This is a genomic window from Microbacterium sp. NPDC087589 (assembly GCF_044743635.1).
Classification (GTDB): Bacteria; Actinomycetota; Actinomycetes; order Actinomycetales; family Microbacteriaceae; genus Microbacterium.
The window spans coordinates 48,249-67,106 of sequence record NZ_JBIUWV010000010.1 but is presented as its reverse complement, the minus strand read 5'-3'; the positions used below and the strand labels follow the sequence as shown (position 1 = coordinate 67,106).

The 18,858-nt window shown below is 68.4% G+C and carries 13 protein-coding genes and 1 pseudogene; 7 read left to right on the top strand and 7 right to left on the bottom strand.

The window, feature by feature from the left end:
- Window positions 1-928: pseudogene (locus tag ACIOU8_RS18115) on the bottom strand (hypothetical protein); the annotation flags it as partial.
- A 181-nt stretch (window positions 929-1,109) separates the two neighbouring features.
- Between ACIOU8_RS18115 and ACIOU8_RS18110 the strand changes: the two are divergent.
- The 6 genes from ACIOU8_RS18110 (at window position 1,110) to ACIOU8_RS18085 (ending at window position 9,344) form a co-directional block, all read left to right on the top strand.
- Window positions 1,110-1,199, top strand: a complete 90-nt coding sequence (locus ACIOU8_RS18110) for a potassium-transporting ATPase subunit F (RefSeq protein WP_056276367.1) — start codon at window positions 1,110-1,112, stop codon at window positions 1,197-1,199.
- Window positions 1,199-2,884: a potassium-transporting ATPase subunit KdpA gene (kdpA, locus tag ACIOU8_RS18105; protein WP_400792593.1), complete on the top strand. Its 1,686-nt coding sequence runs from the start codon at window positions 1,199-1,201 to the stop codon at window positions 2,882-2,884. Before ACIOU8_RS18110 ends, kdpA begins: the two co-directional genes overlap by 1 nt.
- A 1-nt stretch (window position 2,885) precedes the next feature.
- The gene (gene kdpB / locus ACIOU8_RS18100; RefSeq protein WP_400792590.1) at window positions 2,886-5,399 is read left to right on the top strand and encodes a potassium-transporting ATPase subunit KdpB; all 2,514 of its coding nucleotides are present in this window, start codon (window positions 2,886-2,888) and stop codon (window positions 5,397-5,399) included.
- 119 nt (window positions 5,400-5,518) lie between these two features.
- Window positions 5,519-6,139: a potassium-transporting ATPase subunit KdpC gene (kdpC, locus tag ACIOU8_RS18095; protein ID WP_400792587.1), complete on the top strand. Its 621-nt coding sequence runs from the start codon at window positions 5,519-5,521 to the stop codon at window positions 6,137-6,139.
- A gap of 14 nt (window positions 6,140-6,153) precedes the next feature.
- Window positions 6,154-8,676: an ATP-binding protein gene (locus ACIOU8_RS18090; RefSeq protein WP_400792610.1), complete on the top strand. Its 2,523-nt coding sequence runs from the start codon at window positions 6,154-6,156 to the stop codon at window positions 8,674-8,676.
- Window positions 8,673-9,344, top strand: coding sequence for a response regulator (locus tag ACIOU8_RS18085; protein WP_400792584.1), 672 nt, complete (start codon window positions 8,673-8,675; stop codon window positions 9,342-9,344). The genes ACIOU8_RS18090 and ACIOU8_RS18085 overlap by 4 nt, the downstream gene beginning before the upstream one ends.
- Window positions 9,345-9,468: 124 nt before the next feature.
- Here ACIOU8_RS18085 and ACIOU8_RS18080 read toward each other — a convergent pair whose 3' ends face one another.
- Together ACIOU8_RS18080 and ACIOU8_RS18075 are read right to left on the bottom strand one after the other, a co-directional pair.
- Entirely contained in the window at window positions 9,469-10,263 is a 795-nt protein-coding gene (locus ACIOU8_RS18080; RefSeq protein WP_400792581.1) for a tryptophan-rich sensory protein, read from the bottom strand.
- 100 nt (window positions 10,264-10,363) lie between these two features.
- Window positions 10,364-10,927 carry a TetR/AcrR family transcriptional regulator gene (locus ACIOU8_RS18075; RefSeq protein ID WP_400792578.1) on the bottom strand — a complete coding sequence of 188 codons (564 nt, stop codon included), beginning with the start codon at window positions 10,925-10,927 and terminating at the stop codon, window positions 10,364-10,366.
- 96 nt (window positions 10,928-11,023) lie between these two features.
- Between ACIOU8_RS18075 and ACIOU8_RS18070 the strand changes: the two genes are divergently transcribed.
- Complete coding sequence (locus ACIOU8_RS18070) at window positions 11,024-11,866, top strand: alpha/beta fold hydrolase (protein WP_400792575.1); 843 nt, start codon at window positions 11,024-11,026, stop codon at window positions 11,864-11,866.
- A 196-nt stretch (window positions 11,867-12,062) separates the two neighbouring features.
- Here the strand turns inward: ACIOU8_RS18070 and ACIOU8_RS18065 are convergent, their stop codons facing one another.
- The 4 genes from ACIOU8_RS18065 to ACIOU8_RS18050 form a co-directional block, all read right to left on the bottom strand.
- The gene (locus tag ACIOU8_RS18065) at window positions 12,063-14,831 is read right to left on the bottom strand and encodes a glycosyl hydrolase 53 family protein (protein ID WP_400792571.1); all 2,769 of its coding nucleotides are present in this window, start codon (window positions 14,829-14,831) and stop codon (window positions 12,063-12,065) included.
- Between the two features lie 109 nt (window positions 14,832-14,940).
- Window positions 14,941-15,852, bottom strand: coding sequence for a sugar ABC transporter permease (locus tag ACIOU8_RS18060; RefSeq protein ID WP_400792568.1), 912 nt, complete (start codon window positions 15,850-15,852; stop codon window positions 14,941-14,943).
- Entirely contained in the window at window positions 15,852-17,474 is a 1,623-nt protein-coding gene (locus ACIOU8_RS18055; protein ID WP_400792565.1) for an ABC transporter permease subunit, read from the bottom strand. Before ACIOU8_RS18055 ends, ACIOU8_RS18060 begins: the two co-directional genes overlap by 1 nt.
- A gap of 64 nt (window positions 17,475-17,538) precedes the next feature.
- On the bottom strand, window positions 17,539-18,765 hold the full coding sequence (locus ACIOU8_RS18050) for an extracellular solute-binding protein (protein ID WP_400792563.1): 1,227 nt from the start codon (window positions 18,763-18,765) through the stop codon (window positions 17,539-17,541).
- Between the last annotated feature and the right edge of the window lie 93 nt (window positions 18,766-18,858).

Sequence of the window (18,858 nt, the reverse complement as noted above, 5' to 3'; positions counted from 1 at the left end):
CTGGCTTCAACGCGCCCTGATGCCAGAGTGTGTTGCCCGCCACCTGTCCAGTGTCATTCGACGCCGCCGTGCCGATCGCGAACGACACCGGGTCCACCGGCTGCCCGAACGGATCCCACAGCAGCAACGCCCCGTTCGTCCCACCCGAACGGGTCATCAACCCGTGACCGGCAAGATTCGGGAACGACCACGTCACCGTGCCCGCCTGATTGGTCCATGACACTCCACCGGGCAACCCCACACTGCGGGTCAGGGCAGTGCCGATCTTCTGGCCCCACGCCGCATCCCCCGCGGCCGCGAACAGATACCGCGTCACCACTGCGGGAGAAGACCCCGCCGGGTCCATCGTCCGCGACACGATGCGCCCCGTGGCATCGCGCGCGATCACCACCGTCGAACCGTCCGCGTAGGTCGTCCCGACGTGACGGCTCGCCGCGTCATAGGTGAACTGCATGTCACCCAGACGCGTCGTGTTGCCCCGTGCGTCATAGACGATCTCCGCAGCCGGAACACCATCCGCCACACTCGACGCGCCAGGGATCGCCCCCGTCACCGCCGTCGACCGCAACCGGTCAGCCCAGTCGTAGCAGTACGAAGTCTGCGTCGTCACCGCTGCCTGACCCGGCGCCGTCCACACATCCGTCAACCCCGTGCGATTGCCCGACTTTCCGGCAGACGTGTTCGGACCACACCCGCCCGTCGCCGCGAACGCATACGTCAGCTGATGGCCCGGAATCTTCGCCGACGTCATCCGCCCTGCAGCGTCATAGCCGTACGTGGAGGAATACGACGTCGTCCCCGTCGACGTGTTCTGCTGCACGATGCGACCGGACTGCGACCTGACAACCGCGTCGGAGACTGCGAAGCACTCTTTGAACTGGGGAAGCGGGCCGTCGGTGACGAGCACCTTGCCGTCTCGCGTTCTCACGACCCCTAGTTGTGAGCAAGCCGTATGCATCCCGCACGCCGCCGTAGGCAAAGCGTGAGGATCGCCATATTCCGGTCTGCACGGGAGTTGTATCGAGTCTCGTGCTCGACATCATCTACATCGCGCTGACTCTCGCGCTGTTCGCCCTCGTCTCCCTGGTTGCGAAGGGAGTGGAACGACTTTGATCGTCTTCGAGATTATCGCCGCCGCCCTCGCCGTGGCCGCCGTCGTCTACCTCGTGGTGGCTCTCGTCGCCCCGGAGAAGTTCTGATGGGCGCCGGCACCGAACTGTGGTTCGGCATCCTGCAGGCCGCCGTGCTCATCGTCGCCCTCGTCCTGCTCTATCGCCCCGTGGGCGACTACATCGCGCACGTCTTCAGCACTCCCCGTGATCTGAAGGCCGAGCGGGGCATCTTCCGCCTGATCGGCGTCGACCCGGCATCCGAGCAGACCTGGCGGGCGTACGCCCGCAGCGTCCTCGTGTTCTCGGCGGTCGGCCTGCTGCTCGTCTACGGCCTGCAGCGGCTGCAGGGCTTCCTGCCCGAGTCACTCGGACTCCCGGCCGTGCCCGAGGGGCTCGCGTTCAACACCGCCGCGTCGTTCGTCGCGAACACCAACTGGCAGTCGTACTCACCCGAGCAGACCCTGGGCTACACCGCGCAGCTCGCGGGCCTCACGGTGCAGAACTTCGTCTCGGCCGCCGTCGGCCTGGCCGTCGCCGTCGCGCTGATTCGCGGCCTCTCGCGCCGCGGCTCGACCACGATCGGCAACTTCTGGGTCGACCTGATCCGCGGGCTCGGACGCATCCTGCTGCCGATCGCGCTGATCGCCGCCATCGCCCTGATCGCGGGCGGCGTGGTGCAGAACTTCGCCGGCTTCACCGACGTGACCACGGTCTCGGGCGGCACGCAGACCATTCCCGGCGGACCGGTCGCCTCGCAGGAGGCCATCAAGCTGCTCGGCACCAACGGCGGCGGCTTCTTCAACGCCAACTCGGCGCATCCGTTCGAGAACCCGACCGGATGGACCAGCCTGCTCGAGATCCTGCTGCTCCTCGTGATCCCGTTCTCGCTCCCCCGCACCTTCGGCCGCGTGATCGGTGACAACCGTCAGGGCTATGCGATCGCCGCAGTCATGGGCACGATCTTCCTGGTCTCGACCTTCGCGCTCTCGGCCCTCGAGCTCGCAGGCCGCGGCAGCGCTCCGGAACTCGCCGGCGCCGCCATGGAGGGCAAGGAGGTGCGCTTCGGCATCCTCGGCTCCACGCTGTTCGGCAGCGCGAGCACCCTGACCTCGACCGGTGCCGTCAACTCGATGCACGACTCGTACACCGCGCTCGGCGGCATGATGCCGATGCTCAACATGATGCTCGGCGAGGTCGCCCCCGGCGGCGTCGGATCGGGCCTCTACGGCATGCTCGTGCTCGCGATCATTGCGGTGTTCGTCGGCGGGCTGCTGGTCGGACGCACCCCCGAGTACCTCGGCAAGCGCATCGGCCCGAAGGAGATCAAGCTCGCGAGCCTCTACATCCTCGTGACGCCCACCCTCGTGCTGGTCGGCACCGCGCTGAGCTTCGCGATTCCCGGCATCCGCGCAGACGTCGAGGCGACCAGCATCCTGAACCCCGGCGTGCACGGAATGAGCGAGGTGCTCTACGCCTTCACCTCGGCGTCGAACAACAACGGCTCGGCCTTCGCCGGCCTCACCGCGAACACCCCGTGGTTCAACACCGCACTGGGCATCGCGATGCTGCTCGGCCGGTTCCTGCCGATCGTGCTCGTGCTGGCCCTCGCCGGATCGTTCGCCGCGCAGCAGCGCGTGCCGGAGAACACCGGAACCCTGCCGACGCACCGACCGCAGTTCGTCGGCCTGCTCACCGCCGTCACGGTCATCATCACGGCACTCACCTACTTTCCCGTGCTCGCACTGGGACCCCTCGCTGAAGGACTCGTCTGACATGACCATCATCACCACACCATCGGAACAGCAGGATGCTGCGGCATCCACCCCCGCCGAACCTCCCCGCGCGTTCGGCTGGGCGCAGCTGACCCAGGCTCTGCCGGGAGCGCTGCGCAAGCTCAACCCCGCATCCCTCGTGCGCAATCCTGTGATGCTGCTCGTCTGGGTCGGTGCCGCGTTCACGACCGTGCTCGCGATCGCCGAGCCGTTCCTGGGCGGACCTGCTGACTCGGGCGGAACGCCGGTGCCCGCACCGTTCACGTGGGGCATCGCGATCTGGCTGTGGCTGACCGTGCTGTTCGCCAACGTCGCCGAATCGGTGGCCGAAGGCCGCGGCAAGGCGCAGGCCGCCAGCCTGCGCAAGACCCGCACCAGCACCATGGCGCGCAAGGTCGTCCCTTCGACAAGCTCAGGGACCCGAGAAGGGTGGGTCGCTGAGCCTGTCGAAGCGCCCCGAGAAGGGTGGGCCGCGCAGCCTGGCGAAGGGACCCGAGAAGGGTGGGTCGCCGAGCCTGGCGAAGCGCTCGAGACGGTCGACGTCTCGTCGGCCGAGCTGCAGCGCGACGACATCGTGATCGTCACGGCGGGTGAGCTGATCCCCGGCGACGGTGACATCATCGCCGGCATCGCGACCGTCGACGAGTCTGCCATCACGGGCGAGAGCGCCCCGGTCATCCGCGAATCCGGCGGCGACCGCAGCGCCGTCACCGGTGGCACCCGCGTGCTCTCGGACCGCATCGTGGTGCGCATCACCTCGAAGCCCGGCGAGACGTTCGTCGACCGCATGATCGCGCTCGTCGAGGGCGCCAGCCGTCAGCGGACGCCCAACGAGATCGCGCTGAACATCCTGCTCGCGAGCCTGTCGATCGTGTTCGTCGTGGTGGTGCTCGCGCTCAACCCGATCGCGTCGTACGCGGCGTCACCCGTCAGCATCCCGGTGCTGATCGCCCTGCTCGTCTGCCTGATCCCCACCACGATCGGCGCCCTGCTCTCGGCCATCGGCATCGCCGGCATGGACCGTCTCGTGCAGCGCAACGTGCTCGCGATGTCAGGTCGCGCCGTCGAGGCCGCGGGAGACGTCACCACCCTGCTGCTCGACAAGACCGGAACCATCACCTACGGCAACCGCCAGGCCCACGAGGTGCTGCCGCTCGCAGGGGTCGACGCAGACGAACTGCTGCGCGTCGCCGCGCTCTCGTCCCTCGCCGATCCCACCCCTGAGGGCGCGTCGATCGTCGCGTTGGCCGCGTCGCACGGCATCCGGATCGCCGAGCCGGCCGGAGCGGTCGTCGTGCCGTTCACCGCACAGACCCGCATGTCGGGCCTCGACCTGCCCGATGGCGCGCAGATCCGCAAGGGCGCAGGCTCGGCGGTCAGCGCCTGGCTCGGACTCGACGCGGATCCTTCGACAGGCTCAGCGACCCAGGAGCTGACTGAGCTCACCGACGGCGTCGCCTCGAGCGGAGGCACGCCACTCGTCGTCGCCGTGAAGCGCGCGGCGGGCACTTCTTCGGACGCCTCTGCCTCATCTTCGGCCCGGATGGCTGGACAGATCACGGATGGCTGGACGGATGCCGTCGATCAGTCAGCCGACCGGGGAACCTCCAGCCAAGTGGCCGAGACCACTGACCAGGGGTCCGCCTCTGCCGCCGACTCTTCGGCCCGGATGGCTGGACAGATCACGGATGGCTGGACGGATGCCGTCGATCAGTCAGCCGACCGGGGAACCTCCAGCCAAGTGGCCGGGGTCCGGGACGGCGCGGCGGGCGCCGGCGAGGTGCTCGGTGTCGTGCACCTGAAGGACATCGTGAAGGACGGCCTGCGCGAGCGGTTCGAAGAGCTGCGCAGCATGGGCATCCGCACGGTCATGATCACGGGTGACAACCCGCTGACCGCCGCCGCGATCGCGAAGGAGGCCGGAGTCGACGACTTCCTCGCCGAGGCGACCCCCGAGCAGAAGCTCGAGCTGATCAAGCGCGAGCAGGAGGGCGGCCGACTCGTCGCCATGACCGGAGACGGCACGAACGACGCCCCGGCGCTCGCCCAGGCCGACGTCGGCGTCGCGATGAACACCGGCACGTCGGCGGCGAAGGAGGCCGGCAACATGGTCGACCTCGACTCGGATCCGACCAAGCTCATCGACATCGTGCGCATCGGCAAGCAGCTGCTCATCACGCGCGGTGCACTCACGACGTTCTCGCTCGCGAACGACATCGCCAAGTACTTCGCGATCATCCCGGCCATGTTCATGGGCGTCTTCCCCGGACTCGCGGCGCTCAACATCATGCAGCTGCACTCGCCGGCATCCGCCGTGACCAGCGCGATCATCTTCAACGCGATCGTGATCGTGTTCCTGATTCCACTCGCTCTTCGCGGCGTCAAGTACCGACCGGCGAGCGCCTCACAGATCCTGCAGCGCAACCTGCTCGTCTACGGCCTGGGCGGAGTGATCGCGCCGTTCATCGGCATCAAGCTCATCGACCTCGTCATCACCCTCATCCCCGGTTTCTGACGCCGGACCGGGGGCCGACACACCAGATGTCGAACGAAACCCGGTCGCCGGTCCTCTGACTGGCGTGTCGGCCCCCGAAGTGGTCACACCCACAACCCTCCAGACCTGAAAGGCACCCCATGTCCTCCACCCGCACCATGGCCCGCACCACCGCGGTCGCCATCCGCGCGATGCTCGTGCTCACCCTCGTGCTCGGCGTCGGGTACACGCTCGTCGTCACCGGCATCGGGCAGCTGCTGCTTCCGTGGCAGGCGAACGGCTCGCCCCTCGCCGACGACAAGGGCAGCGCCCTGATCGGTCAGTCCTTTACTTCGACGGGGCTCAGCACAGGCACTGCCGACGACGAGGCGCTTCCCGAGTACTTCCAGTCGCGCCCCTCTGCCGCGGGCGACGGCTACGACGGAACCAGCTCCGGCGGCAGCAACCTCGGCCCCGAGAACCCCGACCTGGTCGCGTCGATCGCCGAGCGCCGGGCGGCCATCGCCGAGCGCGAGGGCGTGAGCCCCGAGGCCGTGCCGGCCGACGCCGTGACCGCATCCGCCTCTGGGCTCGACCCGCATATCAGCGTCGCCTACGCCCTGCTGCAGGTGCCGCGCGTGGCCGACGAGCGCGGCCTGCCCGAGCAGCAGGTGCGCGAGCTCGTGGAGTCTAGGATTCAAGGGCGGGATCTGGGATTCCTCGGCGAAGAGCGCATCAACGTCGCCGAACTCAATCTCGCGCTCGATGAGCAGGAGGGTTGATGACGGCAGAGCGGATGCCGCGGCGCGGCCGACTCCGCGTGCTGCTCGGTGCCGCCCCCGGTGTCGGCAAGACCTTCGAGATGCTCGTCGAAGGTCGCCGACTGCTCGATGAGGGGCGCGACGTCGTGATCGCGATCGTCGAGACCCATGACCGCGCGGCGACGGCTACGCAGACCATCGGCATCCCCGAGGTGCCCCGTCGCGTCGATCTGCACCGGGGCGTGCCGCTGAGCGAGATGGATCTGGAGGCCGTGCTCGCGCGCCGCCCCGAGATCGCCCTCGTCGACGAGCTCGCCCACACCAACACTCCCGGTTCACAGAACACGAAGCGCTGGCAGGACGTCGGCGCGCTGCTCGATGCGGGCATCGACGTCGTCACGACCGTGAACGTGCAGCACATCGAGTCGCTGAACGCGGTGGTCGAGAAGATCACCGGCGTCGTGCAGCAGGAGACGATCCCGGATGCCGTGGTGCGAGCGGCCGACGAGATCGAGGTCGTCGACCTGGCACCGCAGTCGCTGCGCGACCGTCTCTCTGCCGGCCTCGTGTATCCCGCCGAGCGCATCGATGCGGCGCTGTCGAACTACTTCCGTCTCGGCAACCTCACCGCACTGCGCGAGCTCGCGCTGCTGTGGCTGGCCGACGAGGTCGACAGCGCGCTGCGCAGCTATCGCGCCGACCACGGCATCGAGGGCACCTGGCAGGCGCGCGAGCGCGTGGTGGTCGCCCTCACCGGCGGCTCCGAGGGCGAGACGCTGCTGCGCCGTGGCGCGCGGATCGCCGCCCGCTCGGCAGGCGGCGAGCTGCTCGCGGTGCACGTGGCCACGCAGGATGGGCTGCGCGACGAGACGCCCGGCGCCCTGGCCGCGCAGCGCAGGCTCGTCGAGTCGCTCGGCGGCAGCTTTCACCAGATCATCGGCGACGACATCCCCGGCACCCTCGTCGAGTTCGCGCAGGGAGCCGATGCCACTCAGCTCGTGATCGGCGTCAGCCGACGCGGTCGCCTCGCGGCCGCTCTGACCGGCCCCGGCATCGGATCGGAGGTCATCCGCCGCTCCGGCGACATCGACGTGCACATCGTGACGCACGCCGCTGCGGGAGGACGCGCTGCGCTCCCCCGCATCACCGGCGGCGCCCTCGGCTGGCGACGACAGCTGCTCGGATTCGTCGTGGCCCTCGTGTTCGGTCCGCTGCTGTCGTGGATGCTGTTCACCTTCCGCAGCCCCGAATCGATCACCGCAGAGGTGCTCGCCTATCAGCTGCTCGTGGTCGTGGTGGCGCTCGTCGGAGGGGCGCGCCCCGCCGTCTTCGCGGCCGTGCTGTCGGGCATCACACTGGACTTCCTCTTCGTCGCACCGCTGTTCACGATCACGGTCGCCCACCCGCTGCACGTGCTCGCTCTCGCGCTCTACGTGGTGATCGCCGTGCTCGTCAGCATCATCGTCGATCAGGCGGCCCGGCGAGCACGCACGGCTCAGCGCGCTGTCGCCGAGGCCGAGCTGCTCGCCGCAGTGGCGGGCAATGTGCTCCGAGGAGACAACGCCGTGCTCGCCCTCGTCAGCCGCACCCGGGAGGCGTTCGGTCTCACGGGCGTGCGGTTGCTCACCGCCGACGGCGAGGTGCTGGCGAGTGATGGCGAACCCGTCCCCGACGGGCGCTCGACCTCGGTTCCCGTCGGCGCAGGCGGGTCGGCCCCCGCCGTGCTCGAACTGCACGGCGAGCCGCTCGACACCCCCGCTCGACGCCTGCTCGACGCGATCGTCGCCCAGCTCGCCGCCGCGATCGAGCACACCGACCTGCGAGCCACGGCGCGCGAGGTCGCCGCTCTCGCCGAGACAGACCAGGTGCGCAGCGCCCTGCTGTCGGCGGTCAGCCACGACCTGCGTCGCCCGCTGGCTTCGGCCGTCGCCGCGATCGGTGGACTCCGCGGGGCGCACGGCCTGTCGGCATCCGATCGCGAAGAACTGCTCGCCACGGCCGATGAGAGCCTCGCCACGCTGTCGTCGCTGGTGACCGATCTGCTCGATGTCAGCCGCGTGCAGGCCGGAGTTCTCGCCGTCTCGAGCATGCGGCTCGAGGTCGCGGGCCCCGTGCTGGCGGCCGTCGACGAGCTGGGCCTGGGCCCCGCCGATGTCGAACTCGCGCTGGATGCCGAGCTGCCGGCTGTGTCAGCCGATCCGGTGCTGCTGCAGCGGGTGCTCGTGAATGTCATCGCGAACGCGCATCGGCACGCTCCGACCGACAGTCGCGTGATCGTCTCGACGAGCACCATCGGCGACCACGCCGAGATCCGCATCATCGACCGGGGCAAGGGCGTGCCTGCCGAGAACCGCGACCGCATCTTCCAGCCGTTCCAGCGCCTCGGCGACACCGACAACACCGCCGGCCTCGGCCTCGGCCTCGCCCTGTCGCGCGGGTTCGCCGAGGGCATGGGCGGTACCCTGACACCCGAGGACACCCCGGGCGGTGGACTCACCATGGTCATCTCACTGCCTCTGGCAGGAGAACCCGATCTCACGCAGGAGGAGACGGAGTGAAGCTCCTCATCGCCGACGACGACCCGCAGATGGTGCGGGCGCTGCGCATCACGCTGTCCGCCCACGGATACGAGGTGGTCGTGGCCGCCGACGGTGCCGCTGCCGTGGCCGCCGCCGCGCAGACGCACCCCGACATCATCATGCTCGACCTCGGCATGCCGCGGCTCGACGGCATCGAGGTGATCCAGGCACTGCGCGGATGGACGAACGCGCCGATCATCGTCGTCTCTGGTCGCACCGGGTCGGCCGACAAGGTCGAGGCTCTGGATGCCGGAGCCGACGACTTCGTCACAAAGCCGTTCCAGGTCGACGAGCTGCTCGCGCGGCTGCGGGCGCTGTCGCGACGGTCGGTGCCCGCCGGCGGCGAGTCGACCGTCGGATTCGGTGACGTCGTGGTCGACCTCGCGACGAAGACCGTCACCCGAGCAGGCACACGGGTGCACCTCACGCCGACGGAGTGGCGCATGCTCGAACACCTGGCCCGGCACCCCGGCGCCCTGGTGACCCGACAGGATCTGCTGAAGGAGATCTGGGGCAGCGAGCAGGTCTCCGACTCGGGCTACCTGCGGCTCTACATGTCGCAGCTGCGCAAGAAGCTCGAAGCCGAACCCAGCACTCCGGTGCACCTGCTCACCGAGTCGGGCATGGGTTACCGGCTCGTGCTCTGAGCAGGGTTCCGGGTCGCTTCCCGTTCACAACTCAGGAAGCAGACGCCCCCGGTCCCCGAGATGACACCGTTTCGGCGACCGCAGCGGCGAATTTCCTGAGTTGTGAACGCCGACAGCGCGAGGCTCAGAGCGCGATGTCGGCGCGAGGGCGGCGCAACACGCCCCACGCGCCGGCGGCGACCAGGGCGACCGCGACGATGATCGCGGCGATCGCGGTGACGGTGCTCTCGGGCTCGCCGGTCAGACGACCGACGGCCAGCCATCCGAGACCCCACGCGGTTGCGAGGGCCGGTGCGGCACGCCGGGTCACGAGGGCGCTGGCGACCCCGATCACGAGCACGACGGCGAGCACGGCGACGGCCCAGATCTCGGCCTGGTCTGCCCACGCTGCCGGGGCGATCTGTGTGAACCACGCCGTCGTGTTGGCCACGGTCGCGATCGTCACCCAGCCGAAGTGCAGGCCGTTCGCTCCATCGACCACGATGCGCTCGGGCCAGGTGCGGGCGCGGCTGCGGCCGAGGATCACGATGACCCGTGCGAGGGTGGCGAGCAGCAGCGCGATCACGAGCACCGTCAGGGGAAGCGACAGGAACTGCGCCGTCACGAGCCAGAGCCCGTTCAGGATCATCGACGCGGCGATCCATCCACCGACCGCGCGCTGGCGTTCATCCGCGCGCTGCGCCGGAAGCGCCTGCCACACCGTGTAGGCGATGAGCCCGAGGTAGATCAGCGACCAGATCGAGAAGGCGGGGCCGGCCGGGGCGAGATACGACCCCTCGGCCGACAGCGCTCCGTCTTGCAGTTCGCTCACCGAGGTGCCGCCGAACGCGCCGGAGCCGACGGCCGCGGCTATCAGCATGAAGGTCGCCGAAGCGATGATGATCGTCTGGCGACCGATGTCCTGCATCCGGGTTTCCATGCTCGCACCATACGCGCGCGAGCGCAGGAACGCACCAGCCTTGACACCGGGACACGAAAACGCCAGCCAAGCTAGCTAAATCCACCGGCCCACACCGAGGTCAGGCGGCGACAGCCGCATCGATCAGCACCTCGGCCGCATTGCGCGCCTGCACGGCGACCTGCGGATCCGCGGCGATGGCCGCGGTGCTCTGCGCACCCTCGGCCAGGATCGACAGCTGCGCGGCGAGGGATGCCGGCGCACCGGCTGCGACGACGAGCCCCGCCATGTACTCCTGGAACGAGGCCTTGTGGTCGCGCACGATCTTCGCCACCTCGGGGTTGGTGCCACCGAGCTCGCCGAACGCGTTGATGAAGGCGCAGCCGCGGAAGTCGTCGGTGCAGAACCAGTTCTCGAGATACCCGTAGACGGCGAGCAGTCGATCGCGCGGGTCAGCGCCGGCATCCGCCACCGCTCCCGTCAGACCTGACTCCCACTCCCCATGCTTGCGGGCGAGGACTGCCGTGACGATGTCGGTCTTCGACGGGAATAGCGCGTACAGGCGCCGCAATGACACGCCGGCCGCGGCCCTCAGCTCGTCCATGCCGACAGCCGCGTATCCCTTGCGGTAGTAAAGCTCGTCCGCCGCCGCAAGGATCTGTTCACGCACCGTTTCTTCCGTCATGTTCTCAGTGTACTTGACATGAGAACGATCGTTCTCTACAGTGAATGACATCAGCCGAGAACGACCGTTCTCATCAGACCGAAAAGGATCAGGATCATGGGTTACATCACAGTCGGAAACGAGAACAGCACCCCGATCGAGCTCTACTACGAAGACCAGGGATCGGGCCAGCCCGTCGTCCTGATCCACGGGTACCCGCTGAACGGACACAGCTGGGAGCGCCAGACCCGCGAGCTGCTCGCACAGGGCTACCGCGTCATCACCTACGACCGCCGCGGATTCGGCCAGTCGTCGAAGGTCGGCACCGGGTACGACTACGACACGTTCGCCGCCGACCTCAACACGGTGCTCGAGACCCTCGACCTGCGCGACGTCGTGCTCGTCGGCTTCTCGATGGGCACCGGTGAGCTCGCCCGCTACGTCGCGAAGTACGGCCACGACCGGGTCGCCAAGCTCGCGTTCCTCGCCTCGCTCGAGCCCTTCCTCGTGCAGCGCGACGACAACCCCGAGGGCGTGCCGCAGGACGTCTTCGACGGCATCGAGGCCGCAGCCAAGGCCGACCGCTTCGCCTGGTTCACCGACTTCTACAACAACTTCTACAACCTCGACGAGAACCTCGGCTCGCGCATCAGCCAGCAGGTCGTCGACGCCAACTGGAACCTCTCGGTCACCAGCGCCCCGGTCGCGGCCTACGCCGTGGTCTCGTCGTGGATCGAGGACTTCCGCGGAGATGTCGACGCCGTGCGCGATGCGGGCAAGCCCACGCTGATCCTGCACGGCACGAAGGACAACATCCTGCCGATCGACGCCACCGCCCGCCGGTTCCACCAGGCCGTTCCCGCCGCGACGTACGTCGAGGTCGAGGGCGCCCCGCACGGTCTGCTCTGGACCCACGCCGACGAGGTCAACGCCGCACTGAAGGACTTCCTCAGCAAGTAGTCCGCGACAACGGCGGCATCCCATCCCGAACCGGATGTCGCGGTGCTCCTCGTGCAGCGCTCGGCGCCGAACGAAGACAGGACGACCGCTCCAGGTCAGGACAGAATCGCGCAGATTCTCCTGATCCGGGGCGGTCGTCCTGTGGTCAGCAGTGTCAGCGGAAGGATGCCGCCGGGCAGGAGCCGGCCGGATGCCGTCAGCGCTCGACGGTCACCGTGAGCGTCTTGCTCTGGGTGCTTCCGGCGGGGTTCACGAACTCGACGCGGTAGGTGTGCGTCCCGACCGCGCGGTCAGCGACCGGCACTGTCACCCGCTGCGCGGCGGGGCTGTTCGCGACCATGTCGCCCTCGGAGATCAGCACGCCGTCTTCGTACAGTCGGTACGAGGTCGCGTTCGTGCCCCACCACATGTCGGCGGTGAGAGTGTACGAGCCGTCGCCGTCCCAGTTGTCGGCCGAGAGCACGGGCACGCCGGGGGCCGCATCCTTCACCTTCACCGTCACGGGCTTCACCGCCGTCACGCCCCTCGAGTTGACCAGTTCGCCGGTGTAGGAGTAGCTGCCGTTCGCCTTGCCGGTCACGGCGACCTGCGCGGTCTGCGCACCGGTTCCGCCGAAGGTGAGCGGCACCGTGTCGATCAGCACGCCGTTCTCGAACACCCGCAGCTTCGTGGCGTTCTGCCCCCACCACACGTTCATGGTGAGCGTGAAGTCGCCGTCGAGCAGGCCGGTGTCGTGGCCGTTGTCGTGCGACAGCACTCCCCGAGCCGGGGCAGCCGTCGCCGCATCCTGAAGCACGAGCGCGTCGACCGCGGCATCCAGAGCCGCCAGAGCTCCCGTCACGGCATCCACACTCGGGCTGGTCGCTGCGAGCACGATGTCAGCTCGCGCGATCGCACCCGGCACCGCATCCGTCGACACCTCGACATACGCCGTCATGTCGAGAGCCGCGGCCGCATCGCGCCGCTCGCGCAGCTGCGAGGTGTCGGCACCCGGCACCGGTTCGCGCACGAGTTCGAGGTCGTCGATCGTTCCCCACGCTCCCGCGGGGAGGGCAGCAGAGATTTGCACGGTCGCCGTGCCGTCGGCTTCCACCTGCACGGCCTCAGTCGTCGGCGTCGACCACACCCGCCAGCCGTCGAACCCGAAGACGGCATCAGCACCCGCAGCAGACGGTGCCGAGAGCGACAGCGACGCCCGCCCGTCGGCGCCCTCCCCGTCGCCCTGCAACGAGGCCCGCGCGACATACGACCCTGCCGGCAGCCCACTGACGGTCTGCGACAGGTCGAAAGAGTACCCGGATGCCGAATAGAAGTGCGCCGAGTGAGTCCCGCTGCGCGGATCGTCCCAGGCGCGCAGAGTGAGCCCGGTTCCGTTCACGCTCCACATGCTCGTGTCCGGGTCCTCGAACCCGGGGTTGCGCAGGAAGTTCCGCGCGGAGACCGTGACAGTGGCGATCGCCGCGAGGCCCGCATCCGTCACACCCGGGATCGCGTACTCGCCGATGCCCTCGATGAACCCCACGGCCGACGACCACGTGACCGCCTGCTGCTCCGACGACCCGTCGTTGTAGAGCACGGACACCTCGCCCGGCAGCTCGACGGCATCGCCCTCGACCAGCTGCAGCGCCACGGGCTGCACCGATTCAACCGAGCGCGGAGCCTGTGCCCCGGTGCGCACGTACGAGAAGATGTTCAACGCATCGGATGCCGTGCCGTCGAAGCCGAAGAGCGCCTGGTTGTCCCACGCGGATCCACCGAACCACTGGCCCGCATCATGGGGCTCGTACTCACCGGCGAAGCTCGATGCCCAGCCCGACCCGTCGCGCTCCCACAGCACCTTGTTCTGCTCGAGCTCGGCGGGCGGCCCGACCGGCAACCACGCGGGCTCCCAGTAGTAGACGCCGATGCCGGCTTCGCCCACGTCGGCCACAGCCTGCACGACCGCGCGCACCGCATCAGCCTGCCCCTGCACGCTCACGGGGTACTGCGTCGCCTCGGCGGGCAGGTCGACCACGTTGCCGTGGCCGTCTCCGTCGTCGAGCGTGAACGCCCATGAGGTCTCGGCGACCATGACCTTCTTGCCGTAGGTCGTGGCGACGTGCGAGAGCACCGACGTGAGGTTTTCGGGAGTGCCGTGCCAGAACGGGTAGTACGACGACGCGAACACGTCGTAGTCGACATCGCGGCGATCGAGTTGGGCGGCGACGTCGGCATAGAAGCCTGCCCGTTCGGGGTTCGTGAAGTGCACGGCCACGAGAGTGTCGGGCGCCTCCGCGCGCACGGCGGCCGAGCCGGCCGAGAACACCTTCGCCATGTCGTCCCAGCCGCGCACCCCGGCGACTCCGCCGTTGGTCTCGTTGCCCACCTGCACCATGCGCAGGTCGACTCCGGCATCCACCAGTCGTCGCACGGCATCCTGGGTGAAGGAGCCGACCTCGGCGGCGACCTGGTCGGCGGTCATGCCCTCCCACGCCTTGGGCACCTGCTGCTTGGCGGGGTCGGCCCAGAAGTCGGAGTAGTGGAAGTCGACGAGCACGCCGAGTCCGGCATCCGTCGCGCGCTGCGAGATCTCGATCGCGCGGGCCACGTCGACGTCGCCCCCGCCGTAGCCGTTGCCGTTCGCGTCGAACGGGTCGTTCCACACGCGCACCCGCACGTCGGTGACCCCGGCGTCGGCGAGGATCTCGAACAGATCGCCCGGTGCGCCGTCGGCGTCGCGGAAGACGACCCCTGACGCCTCGAGCGACAGAACCGACGACACATCGACACCGCCGATGAAGTCAGCGGGCAGGTTCTCGACCCGAGGGACGGTGATGGTGGCATCCACCGGCTCGACGGATGCGACGGCCGCGGGCACGGATGCCGGGTGCGACGCCGCCGATGCCGGCACCGAGACGCCGATCAAGGCGACGGCGGTGACCGCTGCGAGGGCGGTGGAGAGAAGGGAACGCGTGCGACGGTGCATGACGGCCTTTCGAGCGGTGTGGCCCTTCGACAAGCTCAGGGACCGGAGAGGAGGAAGGGACCGGAGAGGAGGAAGGGACCGGAGAGGAGGAAGGGACCGGAGAGGAGGATCAGCCCTTGACGGATCCCTGGGTGAGCCCGCCGACGATGTACTTCTGCAGCGAGAAGAACAGCGCGAGCACGGGCACGGCGGCGACCACGACACCGGCGGCGAACAGGCCCCAGCGCGAGGTCAGCTGGTTCGAGACCCACTGGTACATGCCGACGGCAAGGGTCCAGTTGTCCTCGGACGTGAGGATGATCTTCGACAGGATGAAGTCACCGAACGCGGCGAGGAATGCGAGCAGCGCGACGACCGCGAGGATCGGCACGACCAGCGGCATGATGAGCCGCCAGAAGATCTGCGCATGGCTGGCGCCGTCGATCTTCGCCGACTCGTCGATCTCGACGGGGATCGTGTTGAAGAACCCGTACATCAAGAAGGTGTTCGCACCGAGCGCGCCACCGAGATAGACGCAGATCAACGCGATCTTCGAGTTGATCCCGAGTGCGGGCACCACGTCGCCGATGGTCTGCAGCATCAGGAAGATCGCGATGAAGGCGAGCGCCTGCGGAAACATCTGCAGCACGAGCAGCGTCGTGAGGCTCGCGCGTCGCCCGCTGAAGCGGAACCGAGAGAACGCGTAGGCGCCGCAGGCCCCCATGAGCACCGAGCCGACCGCGGTCACGCCGCCGATCAGCAGCGTGTTGCCGAACCACACCCAGTAGCGGGATTCGCCGAGCGCGATGTAGTTCGCGGGGTCGAACGCACTGAACAGAGCGCTGGATGCCGCGAGGCTGCCGTTCGGGTTGAGCGATGCCGACAGCACGTAGACGAGCGGGAACGCGGCGAAGAACAGCACCCCGGCGGCCAGGATGTACTTCCAGCCGACCTCGCTCCACCAGCGACGCCGACGGGCGCCTGCGCGCGCGGCATCCGCACCCTTCGATGAACCGGTCACGATGACTCTGGTCTCACTCATCACTGGTACTCCTCGAGCTTGCGGGTCTGTCGGAAGCTCAGCGCTGAGATGAGACCGACCACGATGAAGGCGATGATCGACAGCGCGCTCGCGAGGCCGTAGTCGGCCGCACCACCCGAGACGCCCGAGACGTCGTAGATGGCCGAGACGAGGATGTCGGTCGAGCCCAGTGCATACGGAGCGCCGGCGATGGCCGGCCCTCCGTTGTTGAAGGTGTAGATCACGGTGAAGTTGTTGAACGCCACTGCGAACGAGGCGATCAGCAGGGGCGCGGTCGACACGAGCAGCAGCGGCAGCACGATCGCCCGGAAGCGCTGCAGCTTGTTGGCACCGTCGATCTCTGCGGCCTCGAGCGTCTCGCCCGGCAGTGACTGCAGCGCGCCCGTGCACACGAGGAACCAGTACGGGTAGCTGAGCCACACGTTCACGAAGATCACCGCGGCTCGGGTCAGCCACGGGTCGCCGAGCCAGTTGATCTGCGAGCCGAAGAAGATCAGGTCGTTGATCACGCCGAACTCGGCGTTGAACATGCCGCGGAACAGCAGCGCGGCCATGAACGCGGGGAACGCGTAGGGAAGGATGAACAGCGCCCGCAGGAACCGGCGACCCTTGACGCGGGGGTCGTTGTAGACGATCGCGAGACCGAGTCCGACGGCGAAGCTGAGCACGACCGAGAGGATCGCGAAGGCGAAGGTCCACACGGTGACGCTCAACAGGGTGCCTGCGAGGTTCGCGTCGGTGAAGAGCTTCACGAAGTTGGCGAAGCCGACGTTCACCGACCAGCCGGTGGGCAGGGCCGTGCCGTCTTCGGCCACGAACGCGCCGAGATCCGTGGCCGTGTAGACCGTGCCCGACTGCGTGTCGGTGATGGTCTGCGCCGCGGCATCCCACACCAGCGTGGGTTCGTAGACCGAGCCGGTGGATCCTTCGCGGGTGCGGATCGACCCGTCGTTCGGATCGTCGGAGACCGGCACCCTGAGGTCTTGGATCGTCGCGCCGAGTGTCGAATCGGTGAGCACCGACGCCCGCGGAACGACCGTCCACCCCGGCACCTCGCTGGGCGCGCCGTTGGTGCCGACCTCAGCACCGGAGATGTCGGCCAGCGGTTCGGTCGCGGATCCGACCTGCACGTCGCCGTCGTCGTCGACGATCGCGAAGCCGAGCTCGCCGCCGCGCTCGACGATCGACAGCGGGTACTCCGACGAACCCTCGATGCGACGCTCGCCCTGGATCAGCGCGGCTTCGACCGCCTGCTCCTGCGTGCCGACATGACCGGTTCCGTAGTTGGTGAAGGCGATGTATGCCGTGTAGCCGAAGATGAAGACCTGGAACACGAGCAGGAAGATCAGCCCGGGCAGCAGGTACTTCAGCGGCAGCGCCTTGCGGGTGAAATACACCCAGTCGGCGATGATCACCAGCAGCACGACGACGCCGAGCACGATCCACGATTCGGCGCTCCAGGCCGAGATCGCGGTCATGATCCCGAAGGCGTTGACCAACGCCATCAGCGCGAGCTTGATGAGGAAGCCCCAGCCGAGGCCGCGGAAGCGGCGGGCGTGGGATTCGCGCGAGGGCTTCACCACGGGGGTGGGGGCCTCGGCCGGAGGTGCCTGGATCGTCATGTGTGCGTCCTGTCTGAGGATCGCGAGACGGGGAGGGTTTCGGGCCCCTCCCCGTCCGGCGGGGTCAGCCGGCGAGAGTCGCCTCGAGGTCGGTGACCATGGTGTTCCACGTCGACACGGGGTCGGCGCCGTTGATGATCTGCGCCTGCGCGGCGTTCCACAGATCCCAGACCGAGCCCATCTCGGGGATCGACGGCATCGGGACGCCGGACTGAGCGGATGCCACGAAACCGGCCGTGATCGGGTCGGACGAGACCTCCTCGGCGAGAGTCGACCACGCGGGGATGCGAGGGTCGGCCTCGTAGAGTGCGCGCTGCGCGTCTTCGGTGCCGAGGTAGTTCACGAGGAACTCCTGCGCGAGCAGAGCGTTCTTGCTCTTGCTCGAGAGGTAGAAGCCCTGCACGCCGACGAACGGCGCCGCGGTCTCGCCACCGGCCGACGGGATGGGGTTCACGGCGACGTCGATGCCCTCGAACGCGCTGATCGCCCACGGACCCTGGATCGTGTACGGGGCCTTGCCCGACGCGAAGAGCTCGTTGTTGATGTCGTAGTCGATCGTGGTCGAGATGTAGCCGGTGCCGTTGGCACCGTTCGCGCCGAGCCAGCTGGCGAATGCTTCGCCGGGAGCCCCGCCCATGCCGACCTCGCTCGTGTACGAGCCGGTGTCGTCCTGCACGAAGACGGGGGCGCCGAACGAGGTCTGCAGTCCGTACATCGTGTAGCCGTCGCCTGTCTCGCCGGCTGTGTTGATGACGAACGGACGCTCGGTGCCGGCACCGACACCCTTGGCGATCATGTCGTCCCAGGTGGCCGGGGCCTCAGCGCCGACGAGGTCGACGTTCTGCACGAGGGCGATGGTCTCGAGGGAGTACGGCATCGCGTAGAGCTGGCCGTCGTAGGTCATGGCGTCGAGCGCGACCTGTTCGAACTCCGACGCCTTGTCGCCGAGGTCGATCGTGTCGACGACACCGGCGGCGACCATCGCGCCGAGCCAGTCGTGGGCGCCGACGGTGATGTCGGGTCCCTCGCCGGTCGGGACCTGTGCGATGAAGTCGTTGCGGAGGTCTTCGAAGTTCTTCTGCACGAGCGTGACCTTCGCGCCGGTCTCCTCTTCGAAGGCGTCGGCGGCTGCGGTGATGGCGGCTTCGCGCTCGGCATCCGTCCAGATGACGAGCTCAGCGCCGTCGCCGGATGCGGCGTCGTCGCCGCCTTCAGGTGCGCCGGCGGAGCAGCCCGCGAGGACCACGGCCGCGGCCAGAGCGAGTGCGCCGACTCCGATGTGCTTGCGCATGCGTTTTCCTATCTGTCGTGGCCGACGATGCGCTGCGCGTCATCGCGACCGGGGTGGGTGTTGCTGTGTGATTCGAGGTGGTGCAGGGTGTCC